General features: G+C 46.6%; 21 protein-coding genes and 1 pseudogene. 7 read left to right on the top strand and 15 right to left on the bottom strand.

The window, feature by feature from the left end; translation table 11 throughout:
- Position 1 precedes the first annotated feature (1 nt).
- Genes CWI73_RS07170 through CWI73_RS07130 form a run of 9 tightly spaced genes read right to left on the bottom strand, consistent with a single transcriptional unit; the run spans position 2 to position 5,919 of the window.
- Positions 2–946: an LpxL/LpxP family acyltransferase gene (locus tag CWI73_RS07170; protein ID WP_126752154.1), complete on the bottom strand. Its 945-nt coding sequence runs from the start codon at positions 944–946 to the stop codon at positions 2–4.
- Between the two features lie 3 nt (positions 947–949).
- Entirely contained in the window at positions 950–1,696 is a 747-nt protein-coding gene (locus CWI73_RS07165; protein ID WP_126752153.1) for a glycosyltransferase family 2 protein, read from the bottom strand.
- A gap of 9 nt (positions 1,697–1,705) precedes the next feature.
- The gene (locus tag CWI73_RS07160; protein WP_126752152.1) at positions 1,706–2,059 is read right to left on the bottom strand and encodes an ApeI family dehydratase; all 354 of its coding nucleotides are present in this window, start codon (positions 2,057–2,059) and stop codon (positions 1,706–1,708) included.
- A 1-nt stretch (position 2,060) separates the two neighbouring features.
- Entirely contained in the window at positions 2,061–3,413 is a 1,353-nt protein-coding gene (locus tag CWI73_RS07155) for an AMP-binding protein (RefSeq protein WP_126752151.1), read from the bottom strand.
- Positions 3,391–3,939: a COG4648 family protein gene (locus CWI73_RS07150; RefSeq protein ID WP_126752150.1), complete on the bottom strand. Its 549-nt coding sequence runs from the start codon at positions 3,937–3,939 to the stop codon at positions 3,391–3,393. The genes CWI73_RS07155 and CWI73_RS07150 overlap by 23 nt, the downstream gene beginning before the upstream one ends.
- Positions 3,939–4,190 carry an acyl carrier protein gene (locus CWI73_RS07145; protein WP_053954245.1) on the bottom strand — a complete coding sequence of 84 codons (252 nt, stop codon included), beginning with the start codon at positions 4,188–4,190 and terminating at the stop codon, positions 3,939–3,941. Before CWI73_RS07145 ends, CWI73_RS07150 begins: the two co-directional genes overlap by 1 nt.
- Before the next feature lie 14 nt (positions 4,191–4,204).
- Complete coding sequence (locus tag CWI73_RS07140) at positions 4,205–4,474, bottom strand: phosphopantetheine-binding protein (protein ID WP_126752149.1); 270 nt, start codon at positions 4,472–4,474, stop codon at positions 4,205–4,207.
- Positions 4,416–5,252, bottom strand: coding sequence for a lysophospholipid acyltransferase family protein (locus CWI73_RS07135; RefSeq protein ID WP_126752148.1), 837 nt, complete (start codon positions 5,250–5,252; stop codon positions 4,416–4,418). The genes CWI73_RS07140 and CWI73_RS07135 overlap by 59 nt, the downstream gene beginning before the upstream one ends.
- Positions 5,242–5,919, bottom strand: coding sequence for a beta-ketoacyl synthase chain length factor (locus CWI73_RS07130; RefSeq protein WP_126752147.1), 678 nt, complete (start codon positions 5,917–5,919; stop codon positions 5,242–5,244). The genes CWI73_RS07135 and CWI73_RS07130 overlap by 11 nt, the downstream gene beginning before the upstream one ends.
- Positions 5,920–6,101: 182 nt before the next feature.
- Between CWI73_RS07130 and CWI73_RS07125 the strand changes: the two genes are divergently transcribed.
- Together CWI73_RS07125 and CWI73_RS07120 are read left to right on the top strand one after the other, a co-directional pair.
- On the top strand, positions 6,102–6,527 hold the full coding sequence (locus CWI73_RS07125; protein WP_126752146.1) for a 4'-phosphopantetheinyl transferase family protein: 426 nt from the start codon (positions 6,102–6,104) through the stop codon (positions 6,525–6,527).
- 61 nt (positions 6,528–6,588) lie between these two features.
- On the top strand, positions 6,589–7,044 hold the full coding sequence (locus CWI73_RS07120) for a DUF3429 domain-containing protein (protein WP_126752145.1): 456 nt from the start codon (positions 6,589–6,591) through the stop codon (positions 7,042–7,044).
- Here the strand turns inward: CWI73_RS07120 and CWI73_RS07115 are convergent.
- The 4 genes from CWI73_RS07115 to katG form a co-directional block, all read right to left on the bottom strand.
- Positions 7,041–9,263, bottom strand: a complete 2,223-nt coding sequence (locus CWI73_RS07115; RefSeq protein WP_126752144.1) for a glycosyltransferase — start codon at positions 9,261–9,263, stop codon at positions 7,041–7,043. The two genes, CWI73_RS07120 and CWI73_RS07115, sit on opposite strands and share 4 nt — an antisense overlap.
- Entirely contained in the window at positions 9,260–10,324 is a 1,065-nt protein-coding gene (locus CWI73_RS07110; protein WP_126752143.1) for a lysylphosphatidylglycerol synthase transmembrane domain-containing protein, read from the bottom strand. The genes CWI73_RS07115 and CWI73_RS07110 overlap by 4 nt, the downstream gene beginning before the upstream one ends.
- A gap of 85 nt (positions 10,325–10,409) precedes the next feature.
- Positions 10,410–11,084, bottom strand: a complete 675-nt coding sequence (locus CWI73_RS07105; protein WP_126752142.1) for an SDR family oxidoreductase — start codon at positions 11,082–11,084, stop codon at positions 10,410–10,412.
- A 9-nt stretch (positions 11,085–11,093) separates the two neighbouring features.
- The gene (katG, locus tag CWI73_RS07100) at positions 11,094–13,274 is read right to left on the bottom strand and encodes a catalase/peroxidase HPI (RefSeq protein ID WP_126752141.1); all 2,181 of its coding nucleotides are present in this window, start codon (positions 13,272–13,274) and stop codon (positions 11,094–11,096) included.
- Between the two features lie 179 nt (positions 13,275–13,453).
- Between katG and CWI73_RS07095 the strand changes: the two genes are divergently transcribed.
- The gene (locus CWI73_RS07095; protein ID WP_126752140.1) at positions 13,454–14,089 is read left to right on the top strand and encodes a class I SAM-dependent methyltransferase; all 636 of its coding nucleotides are present in this window, start codon (positions 13,454–13,456) and stop codon (positions 14,087–14,089) included.
- Positions 14,090–14,092: 3 nt separating this feature from the next.
- Here CWI73_RS07095 and CWI73_RS07090 read toward each other — a convergent pair whose 3' ends face one another.
- Positions 14,093–14,341 (bottom strand): hypothetical protein, encoded by a 249-nt coding sequence (locus tag CWI73_RS07090; RefSeq protein ID WP_126752139.1) that lies wholly within the window; start codon positions 14,339–14,341, stop codon positions 14,093–14,095.
- 161 nt (positions 14,342–14,502) lie between these two features.
- Between CWI73_RS07090 and CWI73_RS07085 the strand changes: the two genes are divergently transcribed.
- Complete coding sequence (locus CWI73_RS07085; protein WP_126752138.1) at positions 14,503–15,240, top strand: SDR family oxidoreductase; 738 nt, start codon at positions 14,503–14,505, stop codon at positions 15,238–15,240.
- Positions 15,241–15,315: 75 nt separating this feature from the next.
- Here the strand turns inward: CWI73_RS07085 and CWI73_RS07080 are convergent, their stop codons facing one another.
- Positions 15,316–16,833, bottom strand: a complete 1,518-nt coding sequence (locus tag CWI73_RS07080) for an acetyl-CoA hydrolase/transferase family protein (protein WP_126752137.1) — start codon at positions 16,831–16,833, stop codon at positions 15,316–15,318.
- A gap of 195 nt (positions 16,834–17,028) precedes the next feature.
- Here CWI73_RS07080 and CWI73_RS07075 point away from each other — a divergent pair, with 195 nt between their 5' ends.
- From CWI73_RS07075 to CWI73_RS07065, 3 genes and pseudogenes are all read left to right on the top strand, one after another.
- Positions 17,029–17,742, top strand: coding sequence for an SIMPL domain-containing protein (locus CWI73_RS07075; RefSeq protein WP_126752136.1), 714 nt, complete (start codon positions 17,029–17,031; stop codon positions 17,740–17,742).
- Between the two features lie 72 nt (positions 17,743–17,814).
- Positions 17,815–19,308 (top strand): annotated as a pseudogene (locus tag CWI73_RS07070) (ATP-binding cassette domain-containing protein).
- Entirely contained in the window at positions 19,280–19,429 is a 150-nt protein-coding gene (locus tag CWI73_RS07065; protein WP_241968862.1) for a MipA/OmpV family protein, read from the top strand. The pseudogene CWI73_RS07070 and the gene CWI73_RS07065 overlap by 29 nt, the downstream one beginning before the upstream one ends.
- Positions 19,430–19,460: the final 31 nt, after the last annotated feature.

The following is a 19,460-nucleotide window of genomic DNA, read 5'->3' as shown; positions in this document are numbered from 1 at the left end:
ACTACTGACTGTCCTTATGCCAAAAATCAAAAAAATTAAACCACTGGTATGGGTAGCGAATAGCGAGCTGCTCTAATTGCTCGGCATATTGCTTCAGTACCGGCTGCAATGCCTCTTGCCGACTCTTTCGCGGAAGCTTTAACTGCTCACAAGCGAAATTTAAATACAGATCGTAGTTACCATCTTCCGGGTTCTTCAAACAGAATAAAAAGTACACAGGGCATTCTAACACGCTCGCTAATATCCATGGCCCCAAAGCAAATGGCGCTGGCTGCCCCAAAAACTCATGAGTTACTGACTGCCTTGGTGCTGTTACCGACGTTCTGTCGCCGACAATAACGACATACTCGCCATTATCAATTCGTTCTTTAAGCATAATGGCGAGCCCCATATCAATGTCAGTGACCTGAATCAGATCAATATCCGCCTTCGGGTTAACGGTTTTTAATGCTTTGTTGAACGACTGAGCATGCTGGGTGAACACCAGCACATTCAAGCGTCGACTGTATTTTTTACCCGCCATTGCTCTGGCAACCTCGAGATTCCCCAGGTGACTGCCAACAAGCAGCCCGCCTTCGGGTCGCTTTTCCAGTTCAGAGAATTGCGTATCGCCACAGTTGCGGACGGTATATTTGGGAGATTTTCCGACCCAGGCATCAATCTTTTCCAGGGCATGCAAACCAAACTGCCAGAAATGATACCAGCTTTTTCGCCAACCGGGCGGCTGGGTAAACGGGCTCTTGCCCCCCGCAAATTCATGGACTCGCTTTAAAAACTGACAGGACGCGCGCCGCGACGCTTTGCCCGTTAAAAAAAAGTAGGTTATAACAGGTGCCAACACTAGGCGCATCAGCCAATGCCCACCGTACTGGTAGGCTCTTAGAACAAAAAGAATCCCCCAATAGCTGCCACGCTCTTCGGTTTTTGCCCAATGCTGCTCTGCCATAATCTAGCTCTTAAACCTTCTGGCCAATAGCATCGGCGCTCTTGGCAGCATCCCAAAAAACAACCGAGTGTGTAGCCAGGATATTTTCACATTGTCTTTAAATGCTCGGAAATGTGACTGCCCCTGCTCCGGGTAAATAACCTTAGTAGGAATAAACAAAACGGGCACTCCCCGCCAATACAGCCTAACCATAATTTCGATGTCGAAGTCCATTCGTGTGCCAATGTTGGCCTTATCCATAAGTTCAGTGGTAGCCGCTAACGGGTACACTCGAAATCCGCACATGGTGTCTTTGACTGACATAGAAAGTGTTTCAATATGCACCCAAAAATGCGTAATCTTTCGGCCAATTCGACGGGCGGTTGGCATGGAATCATCATACTGCGGATGTCCGCTTATTAACGCCTCAGGCCGCTGTTTGGCGAGTTCTAAAAATTGAGGAATATCAGCGCTGTCGTGCTGACCGTCAGCGTCAATTTGCAGCGCATGAGTATACCCTTGTTTTGAAGCGACTCTGAAACCCACCAGGCAAGCACCGCCTTTACCGGTGTTCTCAGGAAGCGTATGCAGCAACACCTCGGATGCAAAGCGTTCAGCGAGTTGTGACAAAACCATTTTTGTTTCTTCGTTAGAGCCATCATCAACAATAATTATAGGTAGTGCATAACTCAGAAGCTTCTCCACCGTTGCTTCGATAGTGCGGTGGTGATTATAAATTGGAACGAGAAAACAAAACTTCGGCTCAGACATAACAGTCACTTAAAACACCAAACGACCGGACGATAACGCCGTGTCGCCTTTTTTATAGTTAAACGTAATGCAGTCTTTTCGTTTACGCTGTATCACCAAGTCAACGTCGGCACCGGGTAAAATCATATCGTTGAACTTTAACACCTCAACCCGCTGAATGCTGACCGGTGTAGACCAGTGCTGCGATGCCAGCTGAACCACCCAGTCAAGCTGTGTAACGCCCGGAAGAATGGGCGCCGATGGAAAGTGCCCCTGCAAATAGATACAGTCTTCACTCAACCGAAAACAGCCGACTATTTCAGCGTTATCAGCATCGTTCACTCGCTCGCTCAAGGATGAAAATTCCGGTAGCTGCGTTTTCATTTCAGTCATTCCTTGTTACGTCGGTAAAGAGGTTTTGCAGTGCGGCCTGAGTGACTTTGCCGGCATCGTTAATTGGGAGCGCAGAAACATAGCGAAACCGTTTGGGGGCCACGACTTTTTCAAACCGTTGTTGCAAATGGTGCCTTAATGCCTGACGCACAGCAAAGCGTCCCTCGCTTTCCAGTGCTTTTCTGCCAGAGTCCGTCAGTATTATCACCAAGCCAATTTCATTGCGTTTACCTTCCAGCAAACAAGCCTTTACCTGACTTACCCAGTCTTGTTGGAGGGTGAAGCGCTCAACTTCATTTAAAGACACACGTTTCTCAGCAATTTTTACCACGGTGTCTTTTCTACCTAACAAATGAAAGCGACCCTGTTGCTCAATTTTTATCTGATCTTCAGAAATAAACTCATCCTCTGGGTTCGCCAGATGAGGTGATGTCACAGCCAAAACGCCGTGCTCAGTAGCCCGGACTTTAACACCAACAAGCGGGGTAAATGCCTCGCCGCCGTTGTTACGCTGACGCCATGCAATACCGCCGGTTTCGGTACTGCCATAAACCTCAATAGGAACCACTAAATCATGCTTTTTAAAATCGATGGGAACCTGTTCCGGTAGCGGCCCGCCCGATGAGAAAATGGCCTTTAACACCTCATTCCGGGCGCTCAGCTCATCCAGATTATCAAGGCGTTGTAAATGTGCAGGGCTACCGACCAATACATGACACTGACCGTCATCCGCTAGCGCTTCGGCAAGCTGCTCCGGATACTCAATTAACTGTGTGTTCACCACCCGACCACTGGCTAACGGCCACAATACCGTAAACAACAAACCATAAATATGTTGATGGGTGACGGTGGAAACTATACGGCTATCCGCTATCAACTCGCCAAAGGTCGCTTCCAACGTCTCAACTTCATTGAGCAACTGACGAATCGTTTTGATGACCGGTTTGGGCTTACCGCTACTGCCTGATGTGAAAAACGTTAACTGACTGTCTAACGAGCCGCTCAACGTCTGAAGCTGTTGTTTCTCACTAAGGCCAGGTAACTTTGACGGCACCCTCACATCATAACTTTGACTTAGTTCAGCCAGGGTTACTGGTTTATCGTTCGAGGGTAAGACGATATCGCGGCCAAGGCTTAACAACGCAAAAAACCAAACACTAAATTCGTAAAGATCGCTACGATATAACAACATGCGACCCGCATGGTCATGTAACCATTGAACAGCGCCTTGCACATCATTAAGCCATTGCTGAGCGCAAATGGTACTTTGTGGCGTTTGCATACAGGGTGCATTTAATGTCTGCCAAGACAGCTGCCAACGCTTAGTGTTTGTCTTTAACAACACGACGAACACTCCATTCAATAATAAACAATAAGCCCATCAGCACGTAAGCGATAAATCCGTTATAAAGAGTCCAGATGTCCATATCACCATGGAGCACAGTAAAAAGAGAGATAGCACCATTCACCATAAAAAAGCCCACCCAGACCCAAGTCACCTTTTCTGTGTAAGCAACGGCTTTTTCCGATAACTCCCCTTCCATTAAACGAGCCAGGCGGGTGATTACGGCAGGCTTGAACCGCAAAGACAGCAAAAAGACAATCAGCATTGCTGCGTTCATCCAAACAGGGTAAAGCAATACACTGGTAAGCTGGTCCGTAAACAAGAAGGTGATAGCGACCACAATAAGAACGGCTGCTGACACCCAGCTCCTGGGGTTTTTTATACCTTGAATTGCCACTTGTGACACAAGTACGGCAAGCAGGATTAATAGCAGCCCGTCAGTTAATCCTTGCTGCGCTAACCACCAGACTAAGAGTGGGTAGGCAATCAGCACTATACTGATTAAAGTGCGCAGCAAGAGCTTCATTATTCGCCGTGAACAAGCTTATAAACTTCGTTGACAACGTCGTCTACTGTGCGGACGGCTTTGAAAGCGTCGGGGCTAATTTTCTTACCCGTAATTTCGCGTAGCTTAACAACCAGGTCTACCGCATCAATCGAGTCCAAGTCTAAATCTTCATATAAGTTGGCTTCTAATGCGATTTCATCCGACTCAATCTCGAAGTCCTCTTCAAGAATCTGGGTGAGCCTAGCGTATACTTCGTCTTTCGTTTTCATCTTTCCCTCGTTCATTAACCGCGATTTGCCGTAACAAAGTCAGCTAAGGTATCCACGCTATAAAAGTGCTTTTTTGTCTCCGCCGAATTCGCATCCAGCTTTACATCAAACTTTTTCTTAATGGCTAACCCCAACTCTAATGCGTCAATAGAGTCCAGGTTTAAGCCGTCGTCATCGTCGCCAAATAGCGCTGCTGAGTCGTTAATATCGGATACTTCTACATCTTCAAGATCCAGCGACTCGATAATCAACTGCTTGATCTCTGTTTTCAGACTGTCTGTCATCTTCTAACACCTTTTCATAAAAATTCTGCAAGTCACGCGTTAAGTGGCGTGCAGCAATACTCAGTTTTTCTTCATCGCGATACGCTTGGGTATCAATTTCTTTTAAATAATGAACGGAAAGTGTTGGCTTTTCTTTAGGTGCCTGATACCACATTTCATTTTTAATCAGTGTGACTGGAGAGCAGTTAACCCAAAGTGCTGTCACCTTCGCTTTTGTGCGCAACGCTAAATGCGCTGCCCCCCGCTGAAACCGAATCATCTCACCGGGCGTTGTGCGTGTGCCTTCAGGGAATATAATCAGGTTACAGCCTTGCTCGAGCGACTCCTGACAGTCCTTCACCAGCTCATCCGGGTCTTCATTACTTAAGTAACCGGTCGACTTTATCACCCCCTTCATAAAAGGGTTTTTCCATAAATGTGACTTAACGACACAATCTGGGTTGGGCACAAAGGAAATAAGTGCCACTACGTCAATAAGGCAAGGGTGATTCGCAATGATAACCTGCCCTTTCACCTGTTTAAGTTGCTCTACCGCTTTGAAGTCGAAGTTGAACACCCCCGTCCACTTCATGACACCAATAAACCAGCGAAAAGTTAGTTGCACCAAACGTCTTGCCCGCGCCTGACGCAATTCCTCGTTGCCTGCTGAAATGAGCTTCAGTGCCGGCAGCGCCGTAAGTGATAAAATGACTCCGCCAATACCAAAAATGGCAAAGCACAACCCCGTCGCTAAACGACGCCAAGTTCTGTTAATAAACTTCCAGAGCCTAACTAACATGCCAACTCCAGCTGTTTGCGCCATAGTTTACTACTAAGCGTTGCTTGCCTTGTTCCAGACAATGTTGAAGCTTTTCAGCAACATCGTAAGCGTCGTAATATTCAGCAGACTCACGAGACTGATCCAAAATCACTTCGCGACCGTTTTCTCTATCGAGTAAAACCGCCTGAGCGAACGCATGAATAGGCGAGTTATGCTGTTTTTTATACACTTCAGGCGGTGTTTCGTCAGCCACGACCAACAACACCCTTTCAAATTCATTCGATACTTGTGCAATTGCTTCCAGCCAACCCAGCGGATACGTTTTTTCCCCGCCAGATACCGTTGTCATTGCCTGCTGATTATCGACAGCCATACTATACTGACCCAAAGCAGCATTATTCACAGAAAGCGCGAATTGAGTCGGCGATAACACCTCACCCTGAACCAATGTTCTTAACAGCTTTTCGGTACGGTGCAAGTCGCCATGACGTGTGGCCAAAACGACAGGAATGTTATGTATACCTTCATCCCTTTCTGCAAGCTCTATTATGGCTGTTACAATTAATTTGGAATAGGAGCTCAAACGACGTCGCATTGACGCCGGGACACGCTTTAAACGGTCACGACATTCACTGGTAACTAAGGTACTATCAGCGACAAAAGTTTTCGCTTGAGAAGCTCTCATAATGTATTTGTTCAGGTACTCAAAAAAGATGCGGAATAGTACAGAATTTAGCGTCGATTTTCAAAAATATAACATCGTCTATGGTTATCGGATATAGGCTACTCCCTTATGGGTTAAGCCGCAAAAAAACGTCCTTAGAAGCAGGAAGACTGTTAAAACAGTTAGTTGCACAAGAAACCGGCGTGACCGTAACTGATATTTCTCTTCAAAAGGGCGACAATGGCGCCCCTCAGCTGTCCATTTCAGGCACTAATGTTTATTGCTCTATTAGCCATAAAAACAATTTTGTCGTTGCCGCATACTCCGCCGAGTACCCCATAGGGGTTGATGTTGAGAATCTAGAGTCTGATAAAGATTATTTACGAATAAGAGAGCACTACTCAAACGCTTTTTTGCATGGGGTGACAACAAAAGAAGCCTTCTTTTACCGTTGGACGCTTGCGGAGGCCTACGCAAAGGCGTCGGGGCAGCCGTTATTAGAAGTCTTAGCGCAACCGTTCGAGCCTACCGATAACCTGCATTACACAACGATAAGCAACTTTTTAGTCTGCACCTACGTAGACTCTAATAAGGATAAATTTCAACGACCTAAAGTCATTCTGTTATAGAGTGGTCGTTATTTTTCTTTGCTCTACACTTAAATAAAACACTAAAAAAGACGAGCTCACTATGAACACAGCCAAAAACAAACTGATATACACTCTCGGGTTTCTCGGGCTCATTCCTTTTATCGTTAGCTCGCTGGCTGAGCTTATGCAGGTTGAGTCTTTGTTTGGCATTCAGCCTCTTAAGTTGCTCATTACCTACGGTGCGATTATTCTGACGTTTCTCGGTGGTGTGCTGTGGGGCCGAGCGCTGCACAGAGCAGAGAGCGAACCCACTAATGCGCTACTGGTTCTAAGCAATGCTTTTGCCATACTTGCCTGGCTAACCCTATTACTGGACTCATCTGCTTGGTCACTAGGTCTTCAAATGGCCGGATTTGCGACCTTGCTTTTCTTCGAGCAGAAGCTGGCGAGAAGCTCAGCCATGACCTCTTACATGGGTTATTACCGCATTCGCTTAATACTAACGTCAGCGGTAATAGTCTGTGAGCTGTTAGTTTTCGGGAATCATATTCTTTAATTCTTTGCTTCATGATAACGAGCCAGGGTTTCGGCATAAATATGGCGAACATCCTGGCTGAAACGCTCTACTGAATAAGCTTTGGCAAAACTTTCAGCGTTGTCGGAAAGCTCCTTACGCAAGCTCTCATCGTTAAGAATACGCTCTACTCTTTCCAACCAAACCGCTTGCTTAGCGGGCGTTTTATAACCGTTAAATCCGTCTTCCACAACATCATCAATACCACTAGAACGAACCGCAACAACCGGTAAGCCCGTAGCCATAGCTTCCAAAATAACCATGCCCTGCGTTTCCGACTGAGACGCGAACAAAAAGGCGTCTCCTAGCTGATACCAGTTGGCCATATTTTCAGGCGCTACCGAGCCCACCAGCTGAATGGTTTCCGTTAAACCGAGCTCGTCTATTTTCGCTTGTAATCGCTGCTTCTGGTGTCCATCACCCACAATTAATAGCCGGAACGCCTTGTCGGTGTTCTTCTTGAGCTCTGCCAGCGCGTCTATCATAAAGTCGATGTTTTTCTCGTTAGAGAGTCGCGACACGCTCACAAAAACGGTTTCATCTTTTATTTTCAGCCGCTTTTTAAGCTTCTCAACTTGCGCTGGTTCCACGTGCTGAAAGCGGTCGTATTCAATGCCTGTCGGCTGCACATAAGTTGGCGCTGTCACCCCTATCATGCGCAGATACTCTTCGGTTGAGTCGGTTGGCACAATGACAGCATCACACTTGTTCGCAAATCGACGCACTAGAAAGTGCGCAATAATATTACGAAACAGAGACCCCGGTAAAAACACAAAGTGCGCGTAATGCTCAAGCCGCGTGTGGTAGGTATAAACAGCTGGTACTTTCAGCCGACGAGCCATGTAAACACCCAGTGAACCTATCCAAAACGGGTGGTGCACATGAATAATATCCGGCTTAAAAGCTTTTACCTTCTTACGAACCGCAGACGAAAAGATATTGGCGAAGCGAAATTCACTTTTTTCACCAAACGAGAAAATGGACGGCATGCGTATTACATTCTTTTCTTTTTTTCGTGTTTTCTTGTAGCGCGGTGCCACAATGAGCACGGTGTCTTTAAGCTTCTCCAGCCCACAGCGCAAACGTTCTATGGAAATAGGTACACCACCAATAAACGGCAGGTAGTTGTTGGTGAACATGGCTACTTTCAGGTGGCGGTTTAACCATGGGTCGGCATCAATGTCGTAGTCCGGATAGTAATCCTTTCCTATAAAAACCGCGTTATAGAGCTTGGTGCTGATAACCAGAAACACCGCCACTAATAAAATGAAGTTTAAATAGCCCACGTAAAACAACGAGTGGATGAAAAACCAAAAGCTCTCTAGTTGTTTTAGTATCGGATGCTGGCCAATCTCCAGTTCTTGAACTGAGTGGTCGACCGAACCATCGGCGTTCACGGTCACTTTGACGTAGTGATAAAAACTCTCGTCCTGATTCAATACCAACCCGCCAGCACCACCGGTCGTGATATAGGGGATGCCGTTATGTTCTCGCTCGGAATAAATGGATATGTTTGACGAAAACACCCTGTCGACACCATGGTTGCTGAGTGTCTGCTGTAGTGCGTGACGAAATTCGATGGGCTGTAAATAGTCATCCTCTTCCGCAAGAATAAACTCTTCTGCGGGCTCCATAGGAGGATGTCCAATAAACACAAACCGATGCTTGGAGTTATCGGCTTTTAAAATGTCGGTCAACCAACGCAGCTGCCACTGCCACGGGGTTTTACCGGTGCTGTCGAGGAATATTAAGCGACTGTTCCCGGCTGTAAAACTGAAAAAATGCGGGCCGTAATGGTCATAAAAACGGAAGCTGCCAAATTCCTCATATTCATTGGCGCCAAACGTCAGTAAATAGGTTTTTTCCAGGTGCGATAAGGTGCCTCGTAACGCTCGATATTTATCTTCCCCCCCACCGCTCACGGCATTACCCGCTGAAATAACAAAGTCGACATTATCTTTGTTAAGCATAGGAATAATGCGGCGCTCGAATATTCCTACCGAGTTATTAATGTTGCCGACAACGGCAAAGCTATAACTGTCCTGACCTTCCAGACGAGCACTAATGGCAGCCAGTTGATCGGTGTGTTCCGCTTTAAACTCTGAGGTAACCAAGTTTAAATAAACCTTATAGCCAATAAGACCAACAATAATGGCGATATTTAAATAAAACAGGATTTTTAAAAGCTTGGTTTTTGTCATGATACATCCTGTTTATGAGCAGATTTAACGAGATACCTTTGCAATACCATTAAACCGACGATCATTCCCAGATAAATCGTCAAAAAGCGCCAGCTAAACGTAACTAATAATAAATGATTATTCGCCAAAATTTCATTAAAGAAGCTGCCGAACACACCTTCTGATATGCCTGATGCCCCAGGGGTCGGGGCGAAATACATAATGAAAGTAGTCACCACCAGTAAGCCAAGGCTCACTAAGTAATTTATATCGTAGCCCAGCCCCCACATTAAGAGCGCAGGAAAACTGAATAAACTAATGAGAAACACGGCGGTGAAAAATACCGACAACGCAATAGCTGACTTTGAACCACGGCAATACTCCGCAAAGCTTCGACTAAAACGAAGCATTTCCCGACGAGCTTTGTATTGCCAGCGCTGATGCCGTGACTCGCTTATCAAACGCAACTTGTGCAAGCCGTGAAATAACTTGCTTAACGGTCCAATGAGCCAATGTGCTCTTAGCAAAACAATAGCGAAAAAAGCCAAGTACAACACAATGAAAACAGCCAGTGCGCCACCTATGTCGCTGATAAAGGCTTCGTTTTGCAAGGGGGTTAAAGTCAGCAAAAACACCGGCGTTAGCGAAAAAATAAAGAAAATGGCCAGCACCGTTCGTATGGTGGTTGCGGCGGTCGCCCTGCCAATAGGCACCCCGTGCCTGTGCAAAAACCAAACCTGCGCGAAGCCGCCACCGGTAGCCATAGGAGTAATATTCGAGAAAAATATATTAATGAACACCAGCTTGGTCATTGCGCTTTTGGGTATTCGGTAGCCCAGCGCTCTTAAGGTGTAATAAAGTCGCAATCCGTCGGCAGCGAAGTAAACAATTAGCAGTAGAATGGTCAGGCTGATAACTTCAGGGGCAAACAGCCGGAAGTCGAAGGTAAGCTCACGGTTAGAAAAGTTATTATAAATGGCGTAGAAACCAGCGGCTGTAAGTCCAATGAACAGCAACGCAAACAAAAGCAGTCGTTTCCCTGACGTTTGGGGCTTTTGCGTATCCTTACTTTCGGTTGTCATGAGTGATTCTCCGCCCCTTCGTATCTGCCTGAGATTATGAGGGGGCGGAGAAAGTATGTCAAAACAAGGCGTTAAGATTTGCCCGTTAATATGCCGGCATTAAGAACACTTCACGCACACAGTTACGCGGGTTTGCGTTTATTGCGTACAACACAGCGTCTGCAACGTCATCCGGGTCCAGCTTGTCCGGCTTAGGCTCGTCAAAGAACGGCGTATTGACCATACCTGGTGCTATCGTCGTGCAACGGCCATTCCATTCTTTCATTTCTTCTGCCAGATTTTGTGCAAAGCCATGCACAAACCATTTAGTGGCGCCATACACCGAACCTTTTAGCGTAATACGTCCGGCAGCTGATCCTGTCATTAAGAAATGGCCGGTGGTTTTACGCAGGTACGGTAAGGTCAGTTTTGCGGTATAAAGAAGCCCATTAATGTTCACATCAATCATCTGCTTCCACTCGTCCGGGTCACCCTCTTCCGTTCCCGGCGTTGAAACACCGGTTCCTGCATTGGCGAACACCGCATCTAGTTGACCAAACTTATCGACGCCTTGTTTAACAGCCTGCTCAAGTTCATCATAGTTACCCGCATCAGCGGCAATACCAACAGCGTTGTCAGAGCCAAACTCTTCAACCAGCGCATCCAACTTGTCTTTTCGGCGAGCGGTTAATATCAGCTTCAGGCCTTCCTGTGCCGCTTTACGCGCCGTAGCTTCGCCGATGCCGCTTGAGGCACCGGTAATCAATAGAACTTTCGACATGCTTCCTCCTTAAGCTAAATCAAAGCGGTCGGCATTCATGACTTTAGTCCAGGCTTTAACGAAGTCTTTCACAAACTTCTCCTGGTTGTCGTCCTGAGCGTAAAGCTCTGAATAAGAACGCAGAATAGAGTTTGAACCAAAGACTAAGTCAATGCGGTTTGCAGTCCACTTAAGCTCGTCCGTTTTGCGGTCGCGAACTTCGTAGTGGTCGCCTGCCTTTTTCCAGACATTGTTCATGTCCGTCAGGTTAACGAAAAAGTCATTCGTTAATACGCCAACACGGTCGGTAAATACACCGTGCTTAGACTCGCCGTAGTTCGCACCCAGAGCACGCATACCACCGACAAGAACCGTCATTTCCGGCGCTGTTAAGCCCATTAATTGAGTTCTGTCGAGCATTAACTCTTCTGCAGGCACGTTGTAATCTTTCTTCAAGTAATTGCGATAACCATCATGCAACGGCTCTAACGCATCGAAGCTTTCGGCGTCAGTCTGCTCGTCTGTTGCGTCACCACGACCCGGAGCAAACGGCACAGTAATGTTGTAGCCCGCCTCTTTCGCGGCTTTTTCAACTGCTGCGGTACCCCCCAGAACAATTAAATCTGCAATGCTGACTTTTTTGTCCAGAGATGACTGCACCTCTTCCAGTTTCGCCAGCACTTTTTGCAGTTTTTCCGGCTCGTTACCGTGCCAGTCTTTCTGCGGTGCTAAGCGAATACGGGCACCGTTTGCGCCACCACGGAAGTCTGAGCCCCGGAAAGTGCGAGCACTGTCCCATGCTGTAGAAATAAGCTCATAAGAGGTTAAGCCACTATTTAACAGCGTGTCTTTTAAGTCGGCAATTTCCGCTTCACTCAGGGTGTAGTCCACTTTTGGAATTGGGTCCTGCCAAATCAGGTCTTCTTCCGGCACATCAGGACCTAAATAACGGTCTTTTGGACCTAAGTCGCGGTGCGTCAGCTTAAACCACGCGCGAGCGAACACATCAGCAAAGTATTCCGGATCTTTGTAGAACTTCTCCGCAATTTTGCGGTATTCCGGGTCAACCTTCATGGCCATGTCAGCGTCAGTCATAATCGGGTTATGACGAATGGACGGATCTTCCACATCGACAGGCTTGTCTTCCTCTTTAATGTCGATAGGCTCCCACTGCCACGCGCCAGCCGGGCTTTTCTTCAATTCCCACTCGTAGTTAAACAGTAAGTAGAAATAGCCGTTATCCCACTGAGTTGGGTTCGTCGTCCACGCACCTTCAATACCACTGCCCATAGTGTCGCAACCCACGCCTTTACCGCCGCTGTTGCGCCAGCCCATGCCCTGCTCTTCCACATCTGCCGCTTCAGGCTCTGGGCCTAAGTTTTCTTCTTTGCCATTACCGTGACATTTACCCACAGTATGGCCGCCCGCGGTTAACGCACAGGTTTCTTCGTCATTCATCGCCATGCGCTTAAAGGTTTCGCGTACGTCTTTTGCGGTACGAAGCGGGTCAGGGTTGCCGTCAACGCCTTCCGGGTTCACATAAATTAAGCCCATTTGCACTGCGGCCAGCGGGTTTTCCAGCGACTCTCGCTCTTCATCTGAGCTGTAACGGTTCTTCGTTTCTGCTAACCACTCTTTCTCGCTACCCCAGTATGTGTCTTCCTCAGGGTGCCAAATGTCCTCGCGGCCACCAGCAAAACCAAAGGTTTTAAGACCCATAGACTCATAAGCCATATTGCCGGCCAGAATGAACAAATCTGCCCAGGACAGTTTGTTGCCGTACTTTTTCTTAATTGGCCATAACAGACGGCGGGCTTTGTCTAAGCTTACGTTGTCTGGCCAGCTATTCAGCGGAGCAAAGCGCTGATTACCCGTACCGCCGCCACCGCGACCATCGGCCAAGCGGTACGATCCCGCCGAGTGCCAGGCCATACGAATCATTAAACCGCCATAATGGCCCCAGTCGGCCGGCCACCAGTCCTGGCTGTCGGTCATAAAATCTTTTAAGTCTTGCTTTAATTCTTCTAAATTAATTTTTTTGAATTCTTCTGCGTAATTAAAGTCTTCATCCATCGGGTTCGACTTAGTATCGTGCTGGCGCAGAATTTCCAGCTTCAGTGAATTAGGCCACCAATGGGTGTTCGTTTTCTTTTCAGACGTCATGCTGCCATGCATGATTGGGCATTTACCGCCACCGTTTGAGCTACTCATTACGTCTTCCTTCTTTCGAGTGAACTGTTCGTTATTGTTGTATTAGTTATAGCAACGGTTTTCCAACGACTCCAAGGCAACATACCGTTTGCTTTAATAGGTTTTATAGATACAGCTCAAAGAAAGGAAAAGATCGAATCAACTTTTGACAAAACTTCGCACTCACATACCATAAGCGCATGAACTGCACCTTATGCCACTCACCTTCAGTCTTCTTTTGTGAAGACAAAAAACGCTCTTACTCTCGCTGTACTGAGTGTGACTTAGTCTTTGCCTCCCCCGACAGTTACCTGAACGATAGCGACGAAAAAACGATTTATGACTTTCATGAGAACGACCCTAAAGACAATCGCTACCGTCAATTTCTAAACCAGCTTGCGACGCCACTTCTGGATAAACTTTCGGTTGGTATGGAAGGTTTGGATTTTGGCTGTGGACCCGGTCCCGTTCTTAACCTAATGATGGAAGAACATGGTATGAGTATGTCGGTATACGACATTTACTATGCCCCAGACAAGAATAAGGTGACTCGTCAATACGACTTTGTCACCAGTACGGAAGTTGTCGAACATTTCTATAACCCCAGTGAGGCCTGGCCCCAACTGGTTAGCTTAGTCAAACGTGGTGGGTGGCTAGGTATTATGACATCCATGTTTACCAGAGAATCGCCCGCATTCTTTAAGTCATGGCAATATAAAAACGACCCTACACATGTCAGTTTCTACTCGCCCAAAACCATGCATTGGATAGCAAAGCAATTTGAGCTAGACATTGAAATAATCAGCAACCGGGTTGTTTTATTCCAACGGCGCTAGTTATTAGCGCCACAAACCAAATAGAATTTTATCCGAGCTATTAGCTAACATTATGAGCGCTAGCACAAACCAAGTTCCCAATACCCACCAAAAGGCTTTCCAGGACATCCAGGCAAGCTCCAGAAACAACAAATCGAACACGCCAACTACCAGCATCGACAGTAAAATTGAGGGTAAAAGAACGAGAAATATAACGCCCAGCGCCAAAGGAATAGCACTGAGCGTTTTTAACCAGTTAGTGAGCCGTTGCATAAACGCTTATTATTGATTGAAGGAGTCGGCAAAAGTACCTCGCCCGTGCTTAGATATCAACTTAAAACACTAATTTCGGCTACCTAAAGCAACAGGAAAGTTAATCCAAAAGCTGCAAAGACCGTATTACTTCAATACACATTTAAGCAACGGAGAATGTTATGTCTGAAGTAGCTGGAAAAGTAGTAGTAATTACCGGAGCGAGCAGTGGCTTAGGTGAAGCCACCGCAAAAATGTTGGCCGAAAAGGGAGCTAAGCTGGTTCTGGGCGCACGCCGTGAAGAGCGATTAAAACAGCTGGTTGATGACATTAAAAACAGTGGAGGTGAAGCCATTTATCAGACTGTTGATGTTACTAAACGTAGCGAAGTCGAGGCCTTGGCAGATGCTGCCCGAAACGAGTTTGGACGCATTGACGTGTTAGTTAACAACGCTGGCCTTATGCCGCTGGCTCCGCTTGATGAGTTAAAAGTCGATGAATGGGATCAGATGATTGACGTCAACATCAAGGGTGTTATGTATGGTGTTGGTGCTGTACTGCCGACGATGCGCGAGCAGCATGCCGGACACATTATCAATTTGTCGTCAGTGGCCGGTCACGTGGTATTCCCAGGTGCGACAGTTTACTGTGCGACCAAATATGCGGTTAAAGCGATCAGCGAAGGGATTCGTCAGGAGTCCAACGGCGAGATTCGCTCAACCAATATTTCACCGGGAGCGGTCGCTACAGAATTAACCGACCATATTAGCCATAAAGACTCGAAAGAAATGGCAGACGATTTATACAACGACGCCATTGATTCAGACTCGATAGCCAGAGCGATTACTTTTGCTATTGAGCAGCCTGGCGAGGTTGACGTGAATGAAATGATCATTCGCCCAACCAAACAAGAGTTGTAATTGTCGACCAGCGGTGTCTGACATGTGATTAAAAAAAGCCTGCTTTAAACGCAGGCTTTTTTAACAATCAATGATTTACTTCATTGTCCCTGTTTCTTCAAAACGCTCATGCCAGCTCAACGCTTCGCCGAGGATATGTGGAGTATGCATTCCTCGCCCCGTCGCACAAGAACGTTCAAAATAGTCTGATAACTGGTCTTTAAAGTCCGGGTGGGCGCAGTTTTCAATAATTGCCCGTGCCCGCTGACGTGGTGATAACCCTCGCAAATCCGCTAGACCTTGTTCAGTTACAATGACTTTGACATCATGCTCGGTATGATCGACATGTGAAACCATCGGTACTATGGATGAAATTTGTCCATTTTTTGCTGTCGATGGCGACATAAAAATAGATAAGTAGCCGTTTCGTGCAAAATCACCTGACCCCCCAATGCCATTCATCATACGAGTCCCCATAATGTGGGTTGAGTTGATGTTGCCATAGATATCCGCCTCAATCATGCCATTGGTCGCAATGATACCGAGTCGCCGAGCAACTTCAGGGTGATTACTTATATCTTGTGAACGCAGGAGTATTTTATCGCGGTAAAACTCAATATTCTCATCGAATTCGGCCAACCCCTCAGGGCTTAAAGAAAATGCTGTCGCCGAAGCCATCTCCAGGGTGCCCGACTTTAACATTTTCAGCATGCCATCCTGTATGACTTCGGTATAGGCCGTTAAGTTTTTATAGGGGCCACTGTCCAGTGCTTCGAGTACCGCATTCGGGATATTGCCAACCCCTGATTGAAGGGGCAATAATTCTTTCGGTAATCGACCAATAGCGATTTCCCGTTCAAAAAAAGCTAAAATATGCTCAGCAATTTTACGTGAGTTGTCATCAGGCTGTTTAAACGGCGTATTGCGGTCCGGCGCATTAGTTTCCACAACTGCAACCACCTTTTCGATCGGGCAACGCAAGTATTGCTCGCCAATACGCTGGTTAGGTTCCGTCAGCATAATGGGTTTTCGATGGGGCGGTAACGCAACGCCGTAATAAACATCATGCATGCCTTCGAGCAAAGCTTGCTGCTTATGGTTGACTTCCAGAATGATTTTGTCCGCCTGTTCAATCCAGGTTTTGTTATTACCCAGTGACGAAGAAGGAATCAGCGAACCATCCTCACGAATCCCCACCACTTCGATAATGGCAATATCCATTTTTCCAAAAAAACCAGACCAGGCGTATTGGGAAACCTCAGACAAATGGTAATCTGCGTAGCTCATGGTGCCGTTATTAATTCGTTCCCGGCAAATAGGGTCACTCTGAAATGGCAATCGCATTTCGATACCATCAACTTCAGCTAACTTACCATCCAGTTCGGGAGCCGTTGAAGCACCTGTTAATACATTAATACGAAACTGTGTGCCACCCAAAGCATTATGGCGACGAATACGATCAGCCAGCGCACCCGGTACGGCTTTCGGATAACCAGCGCCGGTAAAACCACTCATTCCTACGGTGGATCCGGCTGGAATAAGTTCAGCCGCAGCTTCTGCGGAAGTCACTCGCTTTTGTAACTCGGGATTTAGAATTCGAGACTGCTTAGACATAACATTACCTGTATTGTTAACTCACAAGACTGCATTCTTTGCGGGACAGGGATGCAGGTAGAACGTTTATTGTACACCTTAAACACTAAGTTGAGGTTAAGCTACGACTAAAGTCTATGTAGGGGGCTTATTATTTGAACTCTACTTATCTATACTGGTCCATACCCTTACTATCTGCACACGACGGGAATCATTATGTTTAAAACATCGCAAAGCTTGATTGTTGCAGCCACTGTTATTATTAGCTGTGTCATATTGGGTAGCTTTTTCGTTAAAGGGTTGACCGATTTTCGTGCCATGGAACGCAGTGTGACTGTAAAAGGATTATCCGAGCGTGAGTTTGTGGCAGATACCGTAATTTGGCCTATTCAGTTTGTTTCGGCCAGCAACAGTCTCGAGGACATCTATCAATCCATAGAAACTGGTAAGCAACAAGTAGTGGATTTTCTAACGACTAAAGGCATTCAAACTCATGAGATTTCCATGGGTGCCCCTTCGATAACCGACAAATCGGCACAACGATACGGCTCGGCTCAAGCGGCAGAGTTTCGTTATACTGCAACACAAACCATCACGGTCTATTCAAGTCGGGTCACGGAAGTACGCAACATGATGAGTGCGTTGTCTGAACTCGGTAAACAAGGGATTGTTTTATCCAGCGACGACTATCAAGCGCAACCTCAATATCTATTTACTCGACTTAACGATGTTAAGCCAGAGATGATCGAGGAAGCGACTAAAAATGCACGTGAAGTGGCTGAAAAATTTGCCCAGGACAGCAATAGTGAGTTGGGCAAAATAAAATTTGCGCGCCAAGGCTTATTTAGCATACAAGCCCGTGATCAACATAACCCACATTTAAAGAAGGTTCGGGTAGTGACCACGGTTGAGTATTATTTATCTGACTAACGCACAATCCTTTTTGTAATTTGCGGCTAAAACACGTAGATTACGCGCCTATTTTTTGTTCGGGTGTAAATTGTGATTGCTGCTTCTAATGTCACCATGCAATTTGGTGCAAAACCTCTGTTTGAAAATATCTCTGTAAAATTTGCTAACGGCAATCGCTACGGTCTGATTGGCGCCAACGGCTGTGGCAAGTCCACGTTTATGAAAATTCTGAGTGGCGAGCTCGAGCCGTCTGTGGGTAATGTTTCGGTGGATCCCGATATGCGGGTTGGCAAACTACGCCAAGATCAGTTTGCCTACGAGCAGTATAGCGTGATTGATACCGTTATTATGGGTCACGAGCAACTGTGGGAGATCAAAGCGGAACGCGACCGAATTTATGGTTTAGCCGAGATGAGCGAAGCAGATGGGATGCGGGTCCCGACTTAGAGACAGAGTTTGCCGAGCTTGACGGTTATACCGCCGAAGCACGGGCCGGCGATCTACTGCTCGGCGTGGGTATCCCGCTGGAGTCGCATTTTGGTCCCATGAGCGAAATCGCTCCCGGCTTAAAACTGCGTGTATTGCTGGCCCAAGTACTGTTTGCCGAACCCGATATCATGCTGCTGGATGAACCTACCAACAACCTCGATATCAATACCATTCGTTGGCTGGAAGATACGCTTAATGAACGCGATGCCACTATGGTCATTATTTCCCACGACCGCCACTTTTTAAACAGCGTTTGCACCAATATGGCGGACATTGATTATGGCGAACTGCGCGTGTATCCGGGTAACTATGATCAGTATATGTTTGCCGCGACACAAGCGCGCGAGCAACTGTTAAATGATAACGCTAAAAAGAAAGAAAAAATAGAATTGGCCGAAGTGAAAACATCGAGCCGCGTTAGCCCGTACATCCGTTTCGAGCAAGAGAAAAAACTGTATCGCTTAGCGTTGGAGATGGAGGGATTGAATAAGTCCTTTGACGACAATCATGTGCTGAAAGGTTTAAGCGGTATTATCGAGGTCGGCGAAAAAGTCGCTATTTTAGGTGCTAACGGTATTGGTAAAACCACTCTGTTAAAATGCCTGATGGGAGAATATGCGGCTGATAGTGGCCTGATTAAATGGTCAGAAAACGTCAATATTGGTTACTATGCGCAGGATCATGCTGACTGGTTTAAAAGTGACTTAACGGTGTATGAGTGGATGAGTCAGTGGAAACAGCCTCACCATGATGACCAAGCTATTCGCGGTGTGCTAGGCCGCATGCTGTTTTCACAAGACGATATCAATAAGCCGGTAACCATTCTTTCCGGTGGCGAAAAAGGCCGCATGATATTCGGTAAGTTGATCATGCAACGCCCTAATATCCTCATTATGGATGAGCCGACAAACCATCTGGATATGGAGTCCATCGAAGCCCTTAACTTGGTTAGAACAATATGATGGAACCTTGCTGTTCGTTAGTCACGATCGCGAGTTTGTATCATCACTGGCGTCACGGATTATCGAATTAACCGACCAGGGCATGCGTAACTTCTCGGGCACCTATGAAGACTATTTACGCCAACATCAATGATAATTGGCAACTCTACGGTGAGGCTTTATTTGAATATTACAGTAGTGACGTTCGGGATAGTCCAATTGCTCGTAGCAATTACGAGGCAGAGGTCGGTATAGGTTTCATTTACATCTTCTAGTCGCGCAAAATGCGCGACCTACCGAGTAAGA

The organism is Idiomarina piscisalsi (assembly GCF_003987095.1).
Taxonomy (GTDB): Bacteria; Pseudomonadota; Gammaproteobacteria; order Enterobacterales; family Alteromonadaceae; genus Idiomarina; species Idiomarina piscisalsi.
Note: the sequence above shows the minus strand (reverse complement) of the source record. Positions and strands in the feature narration are given on the sequence as shown.